The 18,132-nt window shown below is 63.3% G+C and carries 22 protein-coding genes; 12 read left to right on the top strand and 10 right to left on the bottom strand.

Annotation, left to right across the window (positions count from 1 at the left end):
• Window positions 1-67: 67 nt before the first annotated feature.
• On the bottom strand, window positions 68-1,465 hold the full coding sequence (locus FE851_RS11350; RefSeq protein WP_145202513.1) for an amino acid permease: 1,398 nt from the start codon (window positions 1,463-1,465) through the stop codon (window positions 68-70).
• 147 nt (window positions 1,466-1,612) lie between these two features.
• Here FE851_RS11350 and FE851_RS11345 point away from each other — a divergent pair, with 147 nt between their 5' ends.
• The 9 genes from FE851_RS11345 to rplS all read left to right on the top strand — a co-directional run bounded on the left by FE851_RS11345 (window position 1,613) and on the right by rplS (window position 7,218).
• Window positions 1,613-2,344, top strand: a complete 732-nt coding sequence (locus FE851_RS11345; RefSeq protein WP_145202510.1) for a hypothetical protein — start codon at window positions 1,613-1,615, stop codon at window positions 2,342-2,344.
• Window positions 2,345-2,553: 209 nt separating this feature from the next.
• Window positions 2,554-4,029: a signal recognition particle protein gene (ffh, locus tag FE851_RS11340; protein WP_017181061.1), complete on the top strand. Its 1,476-nt coding sequence runs from the start codon at window positions 2,554-2,556 to the stop codon at window positions 4,027-4,029.
• A gap of 129 nt (window positions 4,030-4,158) precedes the next feature.
• On the top strand, window positions 4,159-4,608 hold the full coding sequence (rpsP, locus tag FE851_RS11335; protein WP_017181062.1) for a 30S ribosomal protein S16: 450 nt from the start codon (window positions 4,159-4,161) through the stop codon (window positions 4,606-4,608).
• A 5-nt stretch (window positions 4,609-4,613) separates the two neighbouring features.
• Window positions 4,614-5,108, top strand: a complete 495-nt coding sequence (gene rimM, locus FE851_RS11330) for a ribosome maturation factor RimM (protein WP_145202507.1) — start codon at window positions 4,614-4,616, stop codon at window positions 5,106-5,108.
• A 31-nt stretch (window positions 5,109-5,139) separates the two neighbouring features.
• Window positions 5,140-5,409, top strand: a complete 270-nt coding sequence (locus tag FE851_RS11325) for an AbrB/MazE/SpoVT family DNA-binding domain-containing protein (RefSeq protein ID WP_019053979.1) — start codon at window positions 5,140-5,142, stop codon at window positions 5,407-5,409.
• Window positions 5,406-5,780, top strand: a complete 375-nt coding sequence (locus tag FE851_RS11320) for a type II toxin-antitoxin system VapC family toxin (protein ID WP_145202504.1) — start codon at window positions 5,406-5,408, stop codon at window positions 5,778-5,780. The genes FE851_RS11325 and FE851_RS11320 overlap by 4 nt, the downstream gene beginning before the upstream one ends.
• A gap of 56 nt (window positions 5,781-5,836) precedes the next feature.
• Window positions 5,837-6,109 (top strand): hypothetical protein, encoded by a 273-nt coding sequence (locus FE851_RS11315; protein ID WP_107124759.1) that lies wholly within the window; start codon window positions 5,837-5,839, stop codon window positions 6,107-6,109.
• On the top strand, window positions 6,106-6,843 hold the full coding sequence (trmD, locus tag FE851_RS11310; RefSeq protein ID WP_145202501.1) for a tRNA (guanosine(37)-N1)-methyltransferase TrmD: 738 nt from the start codon (window positions 6,106-6,108) through the stop codon (window positions 6,841-6,843). The genes FE851_RS11315 and trmD overlap by 4 nt, the downstream gene beginning before the upstream one ends.
• Before the next feature lie 6 nt (window positions 6,844-6,849).
• Window positions 6,850-7,218, top strand: a complete 369-nt coding sequence (gene rplS / locus FE851_RS11305) for a 50S ribosomal protein L19 (RefSeq protein ID WP_017181068.1) — start codon at window positions 6,850-6,852, stop codon at window positions 7,216-7,218.
• A 108-nt stretch (window positions 7,219-7,326) separates the two neighbouring features.
• Here the strand turns inward: rplS and FE851_RS11300 are convergent, their stop codons facing one another.
• Window positions 7,327-9,948, bottom strand: a complete 2,622-nt coding sequence (locus FE851_RS11300) for a TonB-dependent receptor plug domain-containing protein (RefSeq protein ID WP_261370903.1) — start codon at window positions 9,946-9,948, stop codon at window positions 7,327-7,329.
• A gap of 235 nt (window positions 9,949-10,183) precedes the next feature.
• On the opposite strand from FE851_RS11300, the gene FE851_RS11295 reads away from it, so the two are divergent.
• Window positions 10,184-10,702, top strand: a complete 519-nt coding sequence (locus tag FE851_RS11295; protein WP_145202495.1) for a GNAT family N-acetyltransferase — start codon at window positions 10,184-10,186, stop codon at window positions 10,700-10,702.
• A 12-nt stretch (window positions 10,703-10,714) separates the two neighbouring features.
• Here the strand turns inward: FE851_RS11295 and FE851_RS11290 are convergent, their stop codons facing one another.
• Genes FE851_RS11290 through FE851_RS11280 form a run of 3 tightly spaced genes read right to left on the bottom strand, consistent with a single transcriptional unit; the run spans window position 10,715 to window position 13,356 of the window.
• Window positions 10,715-11,206 (bottom strand): DUF4402 domain-containing protein, encoded by a 492-nt coding sequence (locus tag FE851_RS11290; protein WP_145202492.1) that lies wholly within the window; start codon window positions 11,204-11,206, stop codon window positions 10,715-10,717.
• Between the two features lie 48 nt (window positions 11,207-11,254).
• Window positions 11,255-12,535, bottom strand: a complete 1,281-nt coding sequence (locus tag FE851_RS11285; protein WP_145202490.1) for an MFS transporter — start codon at window positions 12,533-12,535, stop codon at window positions 11,255-11,257.
• 23 nt (window positions 12,536-12,558) lie between these two features.
• Window positions 12,559-13,356: a TrmH family RNA methyltransferase gene (locus FE851_RS11280; RefSeq protein ID WP_145202487.1), complete on the bottom strand. Its 798-nt coding sequence runs from the start codon at window positions 13,354-13,356 to the stop codon at window positions 12,559-12,561.
• Window positions 13,357-13,483: 127 nt separating this feature from the next.
• On the opposite strand from FE851_RS11280, the gene FE851_RS11275 reads away from it, so the two are divergent.
• Window positions 13,484-14,563 (top strand): AI-2E family transporter, encoded by a 1,080-nt coding sequence (locus tag FE851_RS11275; protein ID WP_107124889.1) that lies wholly within the window; start codon window positions 13,484-13,486, stop codon window positions 14,561-14,563.
• Window positions 14,564-14,678: 115 nt separating this feature from the next.
• Here FE851_RS11275 and FE851_RS11270 read toward each other — a convergent pair whose 3' ends face one another.
• From FE851_RS11270 to FE851_RS11255, 4 genes are read right to left on the bottom strand one after another with little or no spacing between them, the layout of a single operon-like run.
• Window positions 14,679-14,951: an HPr family phosphocarrier protein gene (locus tag FE851_RS11270; protein WP_017181075.1), complete on the bottom strand. Its 273-nt coding sequence runs from the start codon at window positions 14,949-14,951 to the stop codon at window positions 14,679-14,681.
• The gene (locus tag FE851_RS11265) at window positions 14,948-15,352 is read right to left on the bottom strand and encodes a PTS sugar transporter subunit IIA (RefSeq protein WP_017181076.1); all 405 of its coding nucleotides are present in this window, start codon (window positions 15,350-15,352) and stop codon (window positions 14,948-14,950) included. Before FE851_RS11265 ends, FE851_RS11270 begins: the two co-directional genes overlap by 4 nt.
• A gap of 22 nt (window positions 15,353-15,374) precedes the next feature.
• Complete coding sequence (gene rapZ / locus FE851_RS11260; RefSeq protein ID WP_145202484.1) at window positions 15,375-16,313, bottom strand: RNase adapter RapZ; 939 nt, start codon at window positions 16,311-16,313, stop codon at window positions 15,375-15,377.
• Window positions 16,310-16,756 (bottom strand): HPr kinase/phosphorylase, encoded by a 447-nt coding sequence (locus tag FE851_RS11255; protein WP_019053968.1) that lies wholly within the window; start codon window positions 16,754-16,756, stop codon window positions 16,310-16,312. Before FE851_RS11255 ends, rapZ begins: the two co-directional genes overlap by 4 nt.
• 257 nt (window positions 16,757-17,013) lie before the next feature.
• Between FE851_RS11255 and FE851_RS26120 the strand changes: the two genes are divergently transcribed.
• Window positions 17,014-17,157, top strand: coding sequence for a hypothetical protein (locus tag FE851_RS26120; protein WP_186378806.1), 144 nt, complete (start codon window positions 17,014-17,016; stop codon window positions 17,155-17,157).
• 537 nt (window positions 17,158-17,694) lie between these two features.
• On the opposite strand, the gene rplL is transcribed toward FE851_RS26120, so the two are convergent.
• Window positions 17,695-18,069, bottom strand: a complete 375-nt coding sequence (gene rplL, locus FE851_RS11250; protein WP_017181080.1) for a 50S ribosomal protein L7/L12 — start codon at window positions 18,067-18,069, stop codon at window positions 17,695-17,697.
• Window positions 18,070-18,132 lie beyond the last annotated feature (63 nt).

Raw genomic sequence — 18,132 nt, 5'->3', positions numbered from 1 at the left:
TATCGCCCTGTAAATTTACTACCGCAACAAGATACGCAACCTTTATTCCATAAGCCTTATCAGTTCGTTATGGTTTCAATATCGCCCGCTTCTGCCCATACAGAAAATACACGAGCAGCCCGATGGCGTTCCACCCGAAACACGCCAGGATCGTCTGCATCGGCAGGCTGATGAACAGATAGGCGCAGCCGCCCATCGCGCCGAGGCCGACGAACCAGGCGGCAGGGGTGCGGAAGGGGCGGCGCATGTCGGGGAGGCGTTTGCGCAGAACCAGCAGGCACAGGCCGACCGAAGTGAAGGCGATCAGCGTACCGGCATTGGCGAGCGCCGCGATCTCGTCGATCGGCAGCAGGCCGGCGATGATCGCGACCAATATGGCGGTCACCATTGTGATCCGGGCAGGCGTGCCGCGCTTGGAGATCTTGGCGAGGCTTTGCGGCAGGAAGCCGTCGCGCGCCATGACCAGGAAGATGCGGCTCTGGCCATAGAGGAAGCCCAGCAGCACGGTCGGCAGGGCGATGACGGCAGCGATGGCGACGATGCGCGCCACGCTGCCCTGGCCCATTTCGCGCAGGATCAGCGCCAGCGGTTCCGGGCTGTCGGCGAAGCGGGTGAAGGGCATGGCGCCGATCGCGGCGGCGGCGACAAGCACATAGATGAGCGTGCAGGCAACCAGCGATCCGACGATGCCGATGGCCAGATCGCGCTCCGGATTCTTGGCTTCCTCCGCTGCGGTCGAGATGGCGTCGAAGCCATAAAAGGCGAAGAAGATGATTGCGGCGGCTGCCATGACGCCGCGCTCGACCCCGTCCGGTCCCATATGCTTGGCAAAGCCGAAGGGCATGAACGGCTCCAGATTCTGGGCGTCGAAGGCGGGCAGGGTGAACCAGACGAACAGGCTCAACGTCGCGATCTTGATCGCCACGAGAATGGTGTTCAGCCGCGCGCTTTCGTGCGTGCCGAGCATCAGCAAGCCCGCGACGACGGCGATGATGAAGATGGCGGGCAGGTTGATGAGGCCGCCCAGCTCCGGCCCCTGCGTCAGCGCTTCGGGAAAGCCTATCGCGGTGAGCAATGGCGCGGCATAGCCCGACCAGCCGACCGCGACGGTCGATACGACAAGGCTATATTCCAGAATCAGGCTCCACCCCACGATCCAGGCGATGCCTTCGCCCAGCACGACATAGGAGTAGCTGTAGGCGCTGCCCGCTGCGGGCATCATGGTCGACAGTTCGGCATAGGCAAGCGCGGCGCAGGCGCAGATCGCGCCCGCTATGGCGAAGGAGAGGAGGACGGCAGGACCGGCCCGGTCCGCGCCGACGCCGATCAGCGTCAGGATGCCGGTGCCGACGATAGCGCCCACCCCCAGCGCCAGCAGATGCGGCCAGGACAGGGTGCGCGCCATGCGGTGCTGGTCGCCGCTGGGCGTCATCGCCTCCATCGGCTTGCGGCGTGTCCAGCTCATGATGTTCGGCCCCTCATTCTTTCTGTGTCGCTCGATTGCTGACCCAAAGCGACGGCCCGCGCAAGGGCTGTGCTGGCACGCGACGACTTCTTGCAAGACAGGGCGATGGGACGGGTGTAAAATTGCGGAAATGGGGGAGTAGCGGCAATGGATAGACGGGGGCGTATCGCGGCCGGATCGCATGGGGTGGCGCGCGATCATGGTTTCCATGTCGGGATGGCGGTTGCGATCGCGGCAACCGTGATCGGCGGCTTCGGCTCCTTCGCCCTGCGTGGGCAGGTGGACATCGCGCGCGTGCCCTATTGGGTGCATGTCCATGGCGCGGTGTTCATGGCGTGGACGCTGATCTTCGTGGCGCAGGCCGTGCTGGCGCAGCGCGGGTCGCGGGCCTTGCACCGGCGGCTTGGCTGGATCGCAGCCGGGCTGGCGGTGGTGATGGTGCCGCTGGCGCTGGGGACGGCGGCGATGTCGGTGCGGATGGGCCGGGTGCCGCCCTTCTTCCCCGACACGATCTTCGTGGCGCTGAACCTGCTGGAAGTTTCCGCCTTTGGCGGGCTGCTGATCGCGGCGATCCGCCTGCGCCGCCGGACCGACTGGCACAAGCGGCTGATGCTGTGCGCGATGGTGGCGATGATCGGCCCGGCCTTCGGACGCATATTGCCGATGCCGCTGCTGGGTCCATGGGGTGGACTGGCGGTGATGAGCGGGCAGTTGCTGTTCGTGCTGGTCGCCATGGTTCACGATCTGCGCAGCCGGGGCAGGGTGCATGCCGCCTGCTGGATCGGCGCGGCGGTGATCGCTATCGAGGGGCTGGCCGTCCCGATCCTGGCCGCGGCGCCGCCCGTCATTGCGCTGACGGAGGCGCTTGCACGGTCATAGTTGCATCGCGGGCGTGGCTGGGCTAAGGGCGCGACTGCAATCGGGCGGTTTGACGTCCGGTCCCTGACATATCCATTGAGCGCGCGCCCGGCAAAGGGACAAGCATCAGGCGCTTTGTATGGACGCTGGTTGGCGAGGTTTCGCCCACCGGCGATTTTGTCGTTTGGCAGGGATGCGCGGATTTTCAGGCCCTTGGGCCAATTGAGGTGATGATGTTCGATTCGCTGAGCGATCGTCTGGGTGGGGTATTCGACAAGCTGCGGGGGCGTGGTGCGCTCACGGAGGACGATGTCCGCGCCGCGATGCGCGAGGTGCGAATCGCGCTGCTGGAAGCAGACGTCGCGCTGCCGGTGGTGCGCCAGTTCGTCGATCAGGCGACGGAGCGGGCGGTGGGCAGCGACGTGCTGCGGTCGGTCACGCCGGGGCAGATGGTCGTCAAGATCGTGTCCGACACGCTCACCGAAACGCTGGGGTCCGACACGTCGGACCTGATGATCGACGTGGCCCCGCCCGCCGTCATCATGATGGTCGGTTTGCAGGGGTCGGGCAAGACGACCTCCACGGCCAAGATCGCCAAGCGGCTGAAGGACAAGGACCGCAAGAAGGTGCTGATGGCGTCGCTCGACGTCCAGCGCCCGGCCGCGCAGGAACAGCTGGCGGTGCTGGGCACCCAGTGCGACGTGGCGACCCTGCCGATTGTCGCCGGGCAGCAGCCGGTGGACATCGCCCGCCGCGCGCTCCAGTCGGCCAAGCTCCAGGGCTTCGACGTGGTGATGCTCGACACCGCCGGGCGTCTGCATGTCGATCAGGCGCTGATGGACGAGATGAAGGCGGTGGCCGATGTGGCGACGCCTGCCGAAATCCTGCTGGTGGTCGACTCGCTGACCGGCCAGGACGCGGTCAATGTGGCGCAGAGCTTTACCGCGCAGGTGCCGCTGACCGGCGTGGTGCTGACCCGGATGGATGGCGATGCGCGCGGTGGTGCGGCGCTGTCGATGCGCGCGGTTACTGGCCGTCCGATCAAATTTGCCGGTACCGGCGAAAAGCTCGACGCGATCGAGATATTCCACCCGCAGCGCGTGGCGCAGCGCATATTGGGCATGGGCGACGTCGTGTCGCTGGTCGAGCGCGCCGCCGAAAGCATCGATGCGGACGAAGCCGACAAGCTGGCCAAGAAAATGGCCAAGGGTCAGTTCGACATGAACGACCTTCGCGCGCAGCTCAGTCAGATGCGCCGCATGGGCGGGCTGGGCGCGCTGGCGGGGATGATCCCTGGCCTTAAGAAAGCGCAGGCGGCGATGGCCAATAGTGGCGCGAACGACAAGACGCTGATCCATCTCGACGCGATGATCGGATCGATGACGCCCAAGGAGCGGGAACGCCCGGCGCTCATCAACGCCAAGCGCAAGATCCGCATCGCCAAAGGCTCCGGCACTACGGTGCAGGAAGTCAACCGGCTCCTGAAAATGCATCAGGAAATGGAAGGCGCGATGAAGAAGATCCGCAAGATGGGCGGCCTTAAAGGGCTGGCCAAGATGTTCACCGGCGGTGGCATGGGCGGATTGGGCGGTCCCGACGGCGGACAGGGCGGCCCGCCCGATCTGTCCGGGCTGGGCGGCCTTGGCGGATTGGGCGGCAACATGCCCAAGCTGCCGCCCGGCTTTCAGAATTTCATGAAGAAGTAGCCCGTCATTCCGGCGGATGCCGGAATCCAGTGTCGGATGGGAATGACCAGCCGCTCTGGATGCCGGATCAAGTCCGGCATGACGATTAATGCAAGTATATTCGTAGTTTACGTCAGAAAGGTAAGTTCCATGGCAACGTCCATTCGTCTCTCGCGCGGTGGTTCCAAGAAGCGCCCTTATTATCGCATCGTCGTGGCCGACAGCCGCGCGCCGCGTGATGGCAAGTTCATCGAGCGCATCGGCAGCTATAACCCCGTCCTGCCCAAGGGCGACGAAAAGCGCGTCGTTCTGGACGTGGAACGCGCGAAGCATTGGGTTGCCGCCGGTGCCCAGCCGACCGACCGCGTCGCCCGTTTCCTCGACGCCGCTGGCGTGAAGGAGCGGATCGTGCGCAACAACCCGAACAAGGGCGTGCCGGGCCAGAAGGCCAAGGACCGCGCCGAAGATCGCGCGACCAAGCTGGCCGAGGCGGAAGAAGCCCGCATCGCCGCCGAGGAAGCCGCCAAGGCACCTGCCGAAGCGCCTGCCGCCGAAGAAGCGCCTGCTGAAGAAGCCGCTGCCGAACAGGCCGAGGGCTGATTCTCTTGACCGACAAGCCCGTCACTCTCGCCGCGATCATCGGCGCACATGGGGTGGCGGGCGAAGTCCGCCTGAAACTGTTTGGCGACGGGGTGGAAAGCCTCAAAAGCTATGACGGTTTCGATGCGGGCGGGCGCAGGCTGACATTGAAGTCGGTGCGCCCCGGTTCCAATGGTGCGGTCGCGCGCTTTGCCGAAATCGGCGATCGCAGCGCGGCCGAAGCCATGCGTGGCACGGCGCTGACCGTCCCGCGTTCCGCCCTGCCGCCGCTGGCTGAGGGCGAATATTATCATGCCGACGTGATCGGCCTGTCTTGCCTGTCGAGTGACGGCGAAGCGCTGGGCGAGATCATCGCGATAGAGAATTTCGGCGCTGGCGACATTATCGAGGTCCAGCGGCCATCGGTCGAGGGCAAGCCGGGCAAGCGCTTCATGGCCCCGATGCACGCCGTCACGCTGGAAGCCGAACGGGCGGTGATTGACGCGGCTTTCGTGGAATAGTATATACTGAACGTATATACGGAGATCCGCGATGAGCGAAGAGTATAAGGCCAAGATTTTCAAGTCGGGCAACAGCCTGGCCTTGCGTCTGCCCAAGGCTCTTGGCTTCAAGGAAGGGGCCGAAATGACCCTGCGCGAGGATCATGGCCGCTTCACGTTCGAGCCAGCTCAGAACGAGCGCAAGATCGATGTCAGCAAATTCGCGGGCAAGGCACCATGGCTGGAGCCGTTGTCGCGCGAGGATTTCGATGACAGTCCCCGCGATTGGCACCTGATGGGTCGTGATGCGTCCGGGGCATGATGCGGCTGCTGGACACCAATAGCTGCATCTATGTCTTTACCGGCATCTATCCGTCGCTGATTGCCCGGATGGCGGAGCAGGCGGCTGGCAGCCTCTTCATATCGTCCATCACCTATGCGGAACTGGCCTATGGGACGGTGCGGGGCAAGCCGCCGCCGCCCGATATACTGGCGGCCTTTGTCGCGGAGATCGCTATTCTTCCCTTCGACGAGGCGGCTGCGCAGGCTTATGCGGCGCTTCCCTTTCGGCGCGGCAGTTTCGACCGTCTGATTGCGGCGCATGCCCTGTCGCTGGACGCCGCACTGGTAACCCGCAACGCAGCCGACTTTGCCGATATAGCCGGCCTGCAAATCGAGGACTGGACGCGCTGATGCTTCCCTTCCGCCGGGAACTGGACGCTGCCGTCCGCATCGCCTAAGCGGCGATCATGGCCCAGATCCTTACCGCCCTCTATCTCCTTGCGATGCTGGCCGCTGGCTGGCGGCTGTTCGGGCTTGGCTGGTCGCGTGGCGCGAAGCTGGCGGCGGCGATCGGGCTGGTGTGTCCCGTGCCGCTGTTGGTGCTGCTGCCCGGCCTGATCCATCCTGAGCGCCCCTTTGCCGACCTGCTGCGCGCCATCGGACTGGCGCTGCTGGCCTGTGGCGCGCTGTGCCTGGCAGGCGGGGTGTCGGCGGCCTGGCTGCGTGCGCGTCGGCGATGAGCTTTTCCGCGCAGATATTGACGCTCTACCCGGAGATGTTTCCGGGGCCGTTGGGCGTTTCGCTAGCGGGGCGGGCGCTGGCGGAAGGGCGCTGGTCCTGCGCGCCGATCCAGATCCGCGATTTTGCCACCGACAGGCATCGCACGGTCGATGATACGCCAGCAGGCGGCGGCGCGGGCATGGTGCTGCGTGCGGACATCATGGCGCGTGCGGTCGATCATGCGATCGCGCAGCGGCCCGACCTGCCGGTCATCGCCATGACCCCGCGCGGCGCGCCGATCACCCAGGCGCGTGTCCGCGCGCTGGCCGATGGTCCCGGTGCGACGATATTATGCGGGCGATTCGAGGGGTTTGACGAGCGAATCTTCGACGCCCGGCCAATCGAGCAGGTCAGCATGGGTGACATCATCCTGTCGGGCGGGGAAATGGGCGCGCTGATGCTGCTGGATGCTTGCGTCCGGCTGCTTCCCGGTGTAATGGGCGCGGCTTCCAGTGGGGTGGAGGAGTCCTTTGAAACGGGGCTGCTCGAATATCCGCACTATACCCGACCAGTCGAATGGGAGGGGCGCACGATCCCGCAAGTGTTGCGATCGGGGGATCATGCGAAGATCGCCGCCTGGCGGAAACAACAGGCGGAGGTCGATACACGGTCACGGCGGCCGGACCTTTGGGAACGTCACATCGGCGTTCGGGTCCAGTCGCCCTCTGGCGCGCAACGCGACTTGAAGGACTGACGTTTCATGAACATCCTCCAGCAGATCGAGGCGGAAAGCATTGCCGCCCTGGCCAAGGACATTCCCGATTTCCGCCCCGGCGACACGCTGCGCGTCGGCGTGAAGGTCGTCGAAGGCGACCGTAGCCGCGTCCAGAATTATGAAGGCGTGTGCATCGCGCGTTCGAACAAGGGCATGGGCTCCAACTTTACCGTCCGCAAGATTTCGTTCGGCGAAGGCGTGGAGCGCGTGTTCCCGCTCTATTCGCCCAACCTCGATTCGATCGTCGTCGTCCGCCGCGGCGTCGTGCGTCGTGCGAAGCTCTATTATCTGCGCGGCCGCACCGGCAAGCGCGCGCGCATCGCCGAACGCCGCGACGTGCGCACCGAGGGTTGAAGGGCTGGATGTTGAAGGCGCTGCGAGCGTCTTCTTCGCCACTTCGCGACAAGACATAAAAATCGGGCGCCGAAAGGCGCCCGATTTCTTTTCGCGTTACGCTGGCTGTCAGATTTTCACCTTAAGACGGGCGTACCAGAAGCCGCCATTGGCACCGAAAGGCCCGCCGCTGTTGGGATAGACCTGGCCATTGGACAGGCTGTTGGTCAGCACGTAGATCGGGTTGGCGGTCGTCGCCTTGATCTTGTCCGGATAGGTGTTGAACAAATTGGTCGCACCGACCGCCAGCGTATAGTGCTTGGCAATCGTGTAGCTGACCTCCAGATCCGTGGTGAATTTGGACCCGAATGTCTGACCAGGGAAAGCGTCTTCCAGAATGAACGAGCCGTAGAAGTTTTCACGTGCGGTGAAGCTGAGATCACCGATAGAATAATTGCCCGTGAATGTGGCGCGATGCTTGGGAATGGTGCCTTCAATATCCTTTTTCTGGGAAGCACTGATAATCGTCGGATCGAACTTCGTTACCTTGGTCTCGTTATAGTTATAAGCGAGCGTCAGGTTGAGCAGACCATTACCGAGGCCCGTCCGATAGGTGCTGACAAAGTCGATACCGGCGGTACGTGAGTCGTATGCGCTCGTCGGGTAATTGACATCGCCGCCTTCTCCCACGGCCAGCAGGGCGGGCTGGGCGATGATGTCCGCGGCAGTGACGCTATAAGTCTGCGATGTGCCGATACGATCCTTGATCTTGATCCAATAGCCATCGACCGTCACGGTCAAGTTCGGCATGGGCTTGAACACGAAGCCCAGCCCATAGTTGGTGGACTTTTCCGGCTTCAGCGGGGTTGCGCCGAAATATTGCGCAATCGAATTGGAGACCGGATAGGTGCCCGTCTGCACCTGAATACCATTGGTGAAGGCCGTCGTCAGAATCTGGACGTTGCTCTGGCCCGGCGAGGGCGCGTGATAGCCGGTGCCAACTGTGCCGCGTACCGAAACTGTCGGTGTAATCTTCCACAGGGCGTTCACCTTGCCGACCGTGGCTGACCCGAATGTGCTATAATGCTCATAGCGACCGGCGGCGCCCACCGACAACGTATCGGTCAAGTCGACCTCCGCGCTGAGATAGCCGGCATAGGAATGCTGCGAAAAGCTGTCGGCTGCATCCGGGCTGGTGCCGCCATAGCCGCTCGCGCCCGGCGGCATGGTGACGGTGGAATCCAGAGTATATACACCCGGAGCCGTTTCGACATACAGCGCCTGGTTGGAATAAGGCCCAATGCCATAGGATTGTTCGTCGCCTTCGGTCGCCGAATAGGTTTCCTTGCGATATTCGCCGCCGAACGCGATGGTGACCGGGCTGGCGAGGCCAGCATCAAGGGAATAGACGAAATCGGCATTCAGGTTGGTCTCTTTCTGGATCAACGAACCGAATTGAAATTCCGTCTGCGAGAGCGGTCCATAGGACGGGCTGAGCGAGTCAAACATGGACAGGGTTAGCGCGTTACGGCTGAGCGATCCCGACACGTCGAACGTCAGATTGTCGATCAGGTCGCCCTTGATGCCCAATACGCCGAACGCCTGGTCCTTCACGCCGACGAACTGCGGCGTAAAGCCTGCCGGATACAGTTCGGAAAAGGAGAAGGTGTTGCCGTCCTTCACGAACCCGCCCGCAGCGCAGGTCTGGCTGTTCGCAGGACAGGGGGTCAGGTAGATGGGGTGGCCAAACGCACTGTTGCGTGTCTGCGCGCGCACGACGCCAGCCGTATCGGTCGCAGAATAGGTGATGGGCGGACGATAGTTGAAGCTTTGCGTGATCTTCGAATGCGCGAAGTTGCCGAAGGCATAGAGTTGGGTTGCGTCGGTCACCTCATAGTGGGCGTTGACCGCGGCCTTCCATCCTTCAGCCGGTGAATTGCCGAAAATCTGAACCGGGTCGGGATAATTGGGCAGTTGCGATGCCAGCCCCGGATTTGCCTGCGCGAACAGGACGGCGCTCGGCCGCGTCGCGTTGCGGATGGTGCCGTCGTCCTTATTATACTCGCCCGCGACCGAGATGAATCCACGGTCGCCCAGCTTGACGCCGGCATAGCCCGCGATTTGCCGGGATATGCCGTCGCCGCCATTGTCATAGAATTGCCCGTAGCGGGTGCTGACTTCCAGCCCCTCGTCCTCGCGCAGCGTATAGTTCAGCACGCCAGCAATTGCGTCCGAACCATATTGCGCGGTCGCACCTTCACGCAGGATTTGCAGGTTGCCAAAGGCGATGGATGGCAACACCGAAATGTCGGAGCCTTGCGAGAGATTGTTGGTCGGGTCGCCAGCCGCGACCTGCACCAGCGCGGATCGGTTGAAGCGCTTGCCGTTGATCATGACCAGCGCCATGTCGCCCGCCAGACCGCGGATAGACGGCGCGCGAACGAAGGTGGAAGCGTCGGAAATCGCATTCTGCGCCACGTTGAAGCTGGGGACGAGGTTCTTCACGATTTCCAGCATGTCGGCCGCGGGCTGGGTTGCCAGTTCCGCTGCCCCGATCACGTCGATCGGCGAGGCCGAGTCCGTCACGGATCGGTCCGTGCGGCGCGTACCCAAGACCACGATGGTGGCACCCTCTTCGACCGCAGGCTCTGCGGCAGGCGTTTGAGAGAAGGCCGGTGCCATAGCAGCGGCAAGTGCGGTGGTCGCTAGCAGAGCCTTGGCCAGTCCCCCGGCGAGTGAATTGTTCATCATCAAATAGCCCCCTATTTTTTGGTGTATGGGCCTTTCCGTCCATCCCCTGACCGTCGGTTTTATCGCTAACGTGTAAAACGAGTGGTCGGGTTTAACCCGCCATGCCGACACATCATTGCGCGGCATCTTTTTTACTGTCGTGCAAATGTCACAGATTCTTCGATATTGGCCGAAGCATTGCCGGACGAGACCGCGTGGGGATTGAAAAGGCGAGGGGATTATGCAGCAGAAAAATATGCGTCTCACCCACCGCCTTGCCACGCTGGCCGACGAACCCGCGCTTGCCGCGTTGATGCGGCGGGCGATCGATGAATTGCAACGGCCGTTCCTGACGCCGGATCAGGTGCAGGCCAGCCATGCCTTCATGGGGCTGGACAGCCGCCTGATCGCCGACGGCACCTATTTCGTGGTGGAGGAGGGGGATGCGATCGCGGGCTGTGGCGGCTGGAGCCGTCGCGCGACAGCCTATGGCGGCAATCACAGCGCGGGGCGTGACGACCGGCTGCTCGATCCGGCGACGGAGGCGGCGAAGGTGCGGGCGATGTACACCCATCCCGACCATGTCCGCAAAGGCGTGGGCACGCTGGTCCTCTCGCTTTGCCAGGCCGCGGCGCGGGCGGAAGGTTTTGCTGCGCTGGAATTGTCCGCCACATTGGCGGGCGCGCCGCTCTATCGCAGTTTCGGTTTTGTCGACGTGCGCGCTTTTGAGGATAGCGGCGTGCCGATGATGCTGATGCGCAAGGCTGTTGCCTGAACGGCCGTGCGGTCAATCATATTGGACCAATACGCTGAAACTGCCGCGATAGGCGCCGGGAGCCTGATTGGCGCGGACCTGTAGCGTGCCGAAAATCTGGAACATCGCTTCGCCCCCGTTCAGGCGGATGTGAGAATGGGACTGGCTGAGGCTGGCCGATATGCGGTTGCCAGCCGTGTTGGTGAGGTTCACCGTCGATTTGTCGAGACTGATTTCCACCCGCTCATTTGGCCGGCCATGCAGGGTAAAGGCCGCCGCGCTGGCGCTGCCCATGCAGACCAGGCCGTTGCTGCACACGCGGCTATTGTCGGCGCGGATCCGCACGACGCCCGGCTGGCCGGGCACCGCCAATTGCCCGAAATTGAGATCGCTCGTTTTCTCGATCCGCAGTGCGCCCAATATCGTCGCGCTGGACCCGCCGGTCGCAGGCGCAGCATTGGCGACCGGGGCGGTCGCCAATGCCAGCATCATGCTGGCAGCCAGGATCAGGCGTCGGATCGTCATCCGACCGGCTTTGCCACGACATGGTAAAGCCTGAATTAACGCTGTTTGTCAGTGATCCGGCAAGCTGCGCCCGCGGCTGGTCCACCACAGGCCGCCAAGGCTGATCAACGCCGCCAGCGACATATAGAGGCCGACGAGCGCAACGCCCTGCGCCCCGATCAGCCAGGTCGCGACGATCGGGGCCAGCGCGCCGCCGATGATGCCGCCCAGATTGAAGGCGAAGGACGCGCCGGTGTAGCGCAACTGGATCGGGAAGAGGGCAGGCAGATAGGCGCCCAGCGGGCCGTAGATGAAGCCCATCATGAAGAGCGCGAGGCTGAGCGCCACGAAGATTGGCAGCAGCGCGCCGGTGCCGATCAGCGGACCAAACACAAGCCCCATCCCGACCGTACCGACACAGCCCCAGGCCAGGGCAGTGGTGGGGCTGCTGCGGTCGGCCCACCATCCGGCCAGGATGATGCTGGCCGCCATGAACAGGATGGCCCCCAACTGGATGGCGAGAAAGATTTCCCGGTCGATCCTCAGCGCGGTGGTGCCGTAACCAAGCGCAAAGGCGGTGGCGATATAATAGACCGCAAAGCAGGCGGCGCAGGCGAAGGTGCCGGCGATCGCCGCACCCAGATGGGTGGAAAGCAGCGTGGCGAGCGGTACGGCGGGCGGCGGCGTTTCCTTTTGCGCAGCGGCAAATTCCGGGGTTTCGGTGAGTTTGAGCCGCACCCACAGGCCCAATATTACCAGCACGGCGCTGCCGAGGAACGGCAAGCGCCAGCCCCAGGCCAGGAAATCCTGTTCGCTGAGCAGCGCCCCCAGGATCAGGAACAGGCCGTTGGCGGCGATGAAGCCGACCGGCGCGCCCAGTTGCGGGAACATGCCGAAGCGCGCGCGCCAGCCGGGCGGCGCATTTTCCACCGCCAGCAGGGCCGCGCCGCCCCATTCGCCGCCCAGCCCGAAGCCCTGACCAAAGCGCAGCACGCACAGGATGAGCGGCGCCCAATAACCGATCATCGCATAGGTCGGCAGGAAGCCGATCAACAGGGTGCAGCCGCCCATCAGCATCAGCGAGGCGACCAGCGTCGCCTTTCGCCCGACGCGATCGCCATAATGGCCGAACACCGCTGCGCCCACAGGACGCGCGAAGAAGGCGAGGGCCAGGCTGCCATAGGACGCCATCAGCTGCGCCGTGGGAGAGGAGGAGGGAAAGAAGAGCGAGGGGAAGATCAGGCTGGCGGCGGTCGCATAGATGTAGAAGTCGTAAAACTCGACTGCCGTGCCGACCAGGCTGGCGGTCAGCACCCGCTTGTACCGCCACATTTCACCGATGCCGCTCATCCGTGCCCCCGCACCCGCCATCCTCAACCCTTTCTTTTCTGGTTCAGCAGTTCATAGGCCATCACGGCGGTCGCCACCGCCGCGTTCAGGCTGTCGGCCTTCCCCAGCATTGGCATCTTGACCAGCAGATCGCATTCCGCCTCGTAGGATTCGGGCAGTCCCTGCGCTTCATTGCCGACGAGCAGGAAGGACGGGCTTTGATAGCGCGGTTCCTGATAATCCTGCGTGGCTTTCAGGCTGGTGCCGATCAGTTCGCCCGGTCCTTGCCGCAACCAGTGCATGAATTCGCCCCAGCGCGCCTGGGTGATCGACTGGGTGAACAGCGCCCCCATCGATGCGCGCACCGATTCGACCGAGAAGGGGTCGACGCAATCGTCGATCAGGATCAGCCCGCCTGCGCCCACTGCATCGCCGGTGCGCAATATCGTGCCCAGATTGCCCGGATCGCGCAGCGATTGCGCGACGATCCAGATGTCGGCGCTGTTGCGGTCCAGCCTGTCCAGCGGGGTCAGCCGGTCGCGATAAACGCCCACCACGGCCTGCGCATTGTCCTTGCCGCTGATTTTCGAGAGGATGTCGGCGGACGTTTCGATGACGTCACCGCCTGCCGCCTCCATTGCCGCGATCAGATCGATCGCCAGCGGGTGGGTGGACCCGGCATGGAACAGCATTTCGGGCAGCACGCCTTCCTCGCGCGCTTCCGTCAGGATGCGCAAGCCTTCGGCCAGAAACAGCCCTTCAGCCTTGCGAAATTTCTTTTCGCGCAGGGATCGGACGCGCTTCACCAGCGGGTTGGAAAATCCGGTGATTTCGCGTGCCACGTTGCGTCTGTTCCCGATTGGCGGAAGGAGCGGCTTCTCTACCGGCGGATTGCATAAAAGGACAGGGGGCATGGAACCTGCGCGCACCCCCATGGATTTGCCGCCCGATCTTGCTTACGGGGGTGAAATGACCACGCCGCATACCAACCACAACCGCATCGAGGACGGATTCTTCCTCGGCCTCGTCATTCTGGTCACGATAGCCTTTGCCTTTGTGCTGGAGCCTTTCTTCGCCGCAGTGCTGTGGGGCGTGATCATCGCGGTCCTGTTCTGGCCCATAAACCAGCGGATCGCGGCCCGGATGCCAGGGCACCGCAACAGCGCGGCGCTGCTGACGCTGCTGCTGATCATCGCGATCGTCATTATTCCGGCCATCCTGTTGTCGGTCGCGCTGATCCAGGAAGCGGTGCATTTCTATGCCCAGATCCAGTCGGGCAAGATCGATTTTGCGCGCATGTTCGCGCAGATGCAGAACGGCTTGCCGGAATGGGCGCATGGCATGTTGCGGCGGATCGGGTTCAGCAATTTCGATGCCGCCCGCGTCACCGTGAGCAACGGCATTACCAGCAGTTTCCGTACATTGGCCGGGCAGGCTTTGCTGATCGGGCAGGGGGCGTTCAGCTTCATCGTCGCGTTGGGCGTCATGCTCTATCTCGCCTTCTTCCTGTTGCGCGACGGGGAACGGCTGTCGCAACGCTTCGCCGATGCTGCGCCCCTGCGCCCGCATCAGCGCGAGGCGCTGTTGCACCGTTTCGTCGTGGTGATCCGCGCCACGGTGAAAGGCAGCCTGGTGGTCGCCATCGTGCAGGGCTTTATCGGCGGGGTCATCTTCTGGATGCTGGGCATTCAGGGCGCTCTGCTGTGGGGCGTGCTGATGGGCGCATTTTCGCTACTGCCCGCCATCGGATCAGCGCTGGTGTGGGCGCCGGTCGCCCTCTATCTGTTTGCGACCGGGGCAATTTGGCAGGGCGCGGTGCTGGTGGCGGCCGGGGCGCTGATCATCGGATCGGTCGACAATCTGCTGCGCCCGATACTGGTTGGCCGCGAAACGCGAATCCCTGACTATGTCGTGCTGATTTCGACGCTGGGCGGGATCGAGATGTTCGGCTTTAACGGCATCGTCATCGGCCCGGTGATCGCGGCATTGTTCATCGCGACGTGGAACATCTTTACCCAGATGCGGCGGGAAGGCGAAGTGGGGCAATAGGGCCGCAGGTTATATCCGTTTGGGCTGCGCTTGTCGAAGGGCTCAGCCGACCACAGGAAGGAGCTTCGCTCCGCTGAGTGGATGCCTTCGACAAGCTCAGCCCGAACGGATATGTCTACTCTTCCCCGAACTTGTCCTCGACCAGGCCGACCAGCTTGCCCAGGGAATCGGCCGCATCCGGGCCGGTTGCCTTGATAGTGATGCTGTCGCCCATGGCCGCGCCCAGCATCATCAGCCCCATGATCGACGTGCCGGTCACGTCGCTGCCATCCTTGCTGACGATGATGTTGGCGGGCAGGCCGCTGGCCAGCGTCACGAATTTGGCGCTGGCGCGGGCGTGGAGGCCGCGTTTGTTGCTGATAAGGACTAACTGGCTGACTTCATTCATGTGGTGCTGCCCAACAGTTCCGACGCAACGCTGATATATTTCTGTCCCGCCTCCCGCGCGGCGGCGACGGCGGCTTTCACGTCCATCACCTTGCGCGCGCTTTCCAGCCGGATCAGCATGGGCAGGTTGATGCCCGCGATTACCTCGATCTCGCCCGCCTTGAGCAACGAAATCGCCAGATTGGATGGGGTGCCGCCGAACAGGTCGGTCAGCAATATGACGCCGCTGCCGTCATTCACGCGCGCAACGGCGGTCGCGATGTCGGCGCGGCGCAATTCCATGTCATCATCCGGCCCGATGCAGATCGTTTCGATCTGCTGTTGCGGGCCGACGACATGCTCCATCGCGACGACGAATTCGGTCGCGAGCGACCCATGGGTGACGAGTACAAGTCCGATCATGTGCTTTTGCGGCCCACCTGCTTCATGATATTGCTTTCGGGCCTCCCGGTGGGCGCTTCTCCAGACTATCCTGTGGCGCCGATTCCATATTGCGGTGCGAGACCGTGGGCGAAAAGCCCGCGTCTTGCAAGTATCTGGCGACGCGTTCGGCCACATGGACCGACCGATGCCGTCCCCCGGTGCAGCCGAACGCCACGGTAATATAGGCTTTCCCGGCCTCCGCGTAGCGCGGCAACACTATTTTGAGCAGTTCCTCGATCTTGCCGACCGCTTCCTCATAGGCGGGGTCCGCCACGATATAGGCGGCGACATCCGCGTCCTGCCCCGTCTTGTCCCGCAGCGCGTCGTCCCAATGCGGGTTGCGCAGAAAACGCATGTCGAACATCAGGTCGGCGTTGCGCGGCATCCCGCGCGAAAAGCCGAAGGACAAGATGGTCAGCACCGGGTCCGACAGCCGCTCACGCGAGAAACGGTCGCGGATCGCCTGTTGCAGGGCGTTGCTGGAGAAACTCGTCGTGTCGATCACCTGGCTGGCCCAGCGACGCAGCGGCTCGGTCAGTTCGCGTTCGCGCGCGATCCCGTCGGCCGCCGGGCGATCGAGCGCCAGCGGGTGCCGCCGCCGGGTTTCGGCAAAGCGGCGCTCCAGTTCGGTGCCGGAGCAGTCGAGGAACAGGGTTTCGACATCATGGCCATGATTGTCGCGCAGCGCCTTGATCCGCTGGACGATGGCATTGGCGTCGAACCCGCGCGTGCGCGCGTCGATGCCGAGCGCCAATGGCCGGTCGTCCGCGCCCGCATGGCCCGCGGGCAGGGGGGTGTCGAGCAGCCGGTCGAGCAGCACCAGCGGCAGATTGTCCACCACTTCCCAGCCCATATCCTCCAGCGTTTTGAGCGCCGTGGTCTTGCCCGCGCCCGACAGGCCGGACAGGAGAAGGATGGATTTGGGGTGAGACTGGGTCATGGGGTGCCCGCCCCCTGATCCAGCATCCGCAGCGCCAGTTCGACCTTGATCGGCGCGGAGGCCTCCAGCGGCGCGATTTTGACGACGCGCACGTTGATCCCGGCCACCGTCCGCATGACCGGCTCCAGCGGCATCCGGTCCACCTTGTCGAACAGATCGACGATCAGCGCGACCGGCACATCGGCGACATGGGGCATCGCCACGATGCCAAGCCCGCGCACCTCCATCTTGCCGATGATGGTCGCGGGCGCAGTGGCGACCAGTTGCCCGTCCACCCGCTTGACCAGCGTATAATCATCGCTGATCAGCACCGCCCCCCGGTCGATCAGCCGTAGCGCCAGGTCCGACTTCCCGATCCCGCTCACCCCGCACAGCAGCACCGCGCGGCCGCCAATGGCCACGCTGGTCGCATGAAGCGTTTCGGATGAAAGGGCGCGCGGCATATCTGTTCCACTTGTAGAACAGACTGGGGGAAAGTGGGAACGGGTTTTTGGGACAGGGGCGTGCCACTGTGGGGCGGGGAGGGGGGGCGGTTGCGCAGGGGCTTCGTGATTGCGGCGCAGGGCGGGATACAGGGGGGGCGCTGCGCGACACTGGATGCTGACTTTCGTCAGCATGACGGGGAGGGGGTGGTTAGGCGACAGTCATTTTTTCAGAAAAATTCGTCGATAGCAGACGTTACCCTCTTTATTCGGAAGGGATGCTGGGGATTGCGCCGGATGAAATCCTCAACGTCGCGCAGGCGTTCTGGCATAGCCTCAATATCTCGCCATTGCGTATGATTGATGAAGCGAAATCCCGCATTCCAGAGCGCTCGAACCTTGGCCCATTGCTCAACGTCTGATTTTCGGGGCACCTTAAACGCACGCCCCATCCAATGGAGATCAGCCTTGCATTCAGGGCGTATGGCGCTCGCTTCCTCAGCCAGCTTCCACGACTTCCGGCATTCGAAGCAAGCATGTGGCCAGAGGCACTCTGGGCCACGATGCCGAGGCGGCACATATGGCTCATGAACAACTCGGTTTCCCAACGCTCGCCGCAGTTCCATGCGCTTAGATTTAGACAGATCGGCCATTCTCTGAATTTGAACTATGCACGGGACGTCGGCAATCAAGAATTACGGAACACGGGACGACTGGCAGTTTCTGGTCGTCACCCGCCATCACCACTGCCGTCATCCTGACGAAAGTCAGGATCCATTGGCTCTACCTCTCGTAGAATCACGACCGCCCGGTGAAGGGATCCCGGATCAAGTCCGGGATGACGGAGAGTGCGAACGCAACATCGCAATACAGAAAAAGGGCGGCGCCTTCCGGCACCGCCCTATATCCGCCAGCCCTAAGGCCAGCCGGTCAGCCTCGCATGAAGCGAGGCATCCCGATTACTTGAGTTCGACGGTCGCGCCGGCTTCTTCAAGCTGCTTCTTGACCTTCTCGGCCTCTTCCTTGTTCACGCCTTCCTTGATCGCCTTGGGAGCCGACTCAACCAGGGTCTTGGCTTCGGTCAGGCCCAGGCCGGTGATGGCGCGGACTTCCTTGATGACGTTGATCTTCTTGCCACCGTCGCCGGTCAGGATCACGTCGAATTCGGTCTGCTCTTCAGCGGCGGCGGCGGCGGGGCCAGCGGCGGGGCCAGCGACGGCGACGGCTGCGGCGGCGCTAACGCCCCACTTTTCTTCCAGAGCCTTCGACAGGTCGGCGGCTTCGAGGACGGTCAGGGCCGAAAGCTGTTCGACCAGTGCGTTGATGTCTGCCATGATATTTTTCCTTCTAAACGGGGTGAACCCCGCAATATGTTGAAACGATTACAGGAAGCTGGT

Source organism: Sphingobium sp. B2 (genome assembly GCF_007693735.1).
Lineage (GTDB): Bacteria > Pseudomonadota > Alphaproteobacteria > Sphingomonadales > Sphingomonadaceae > Sphingobium > Sphingobium xenophagum.
This window is presented reverse-complemented; position numbering and strand designations above follow the sequence as displayed.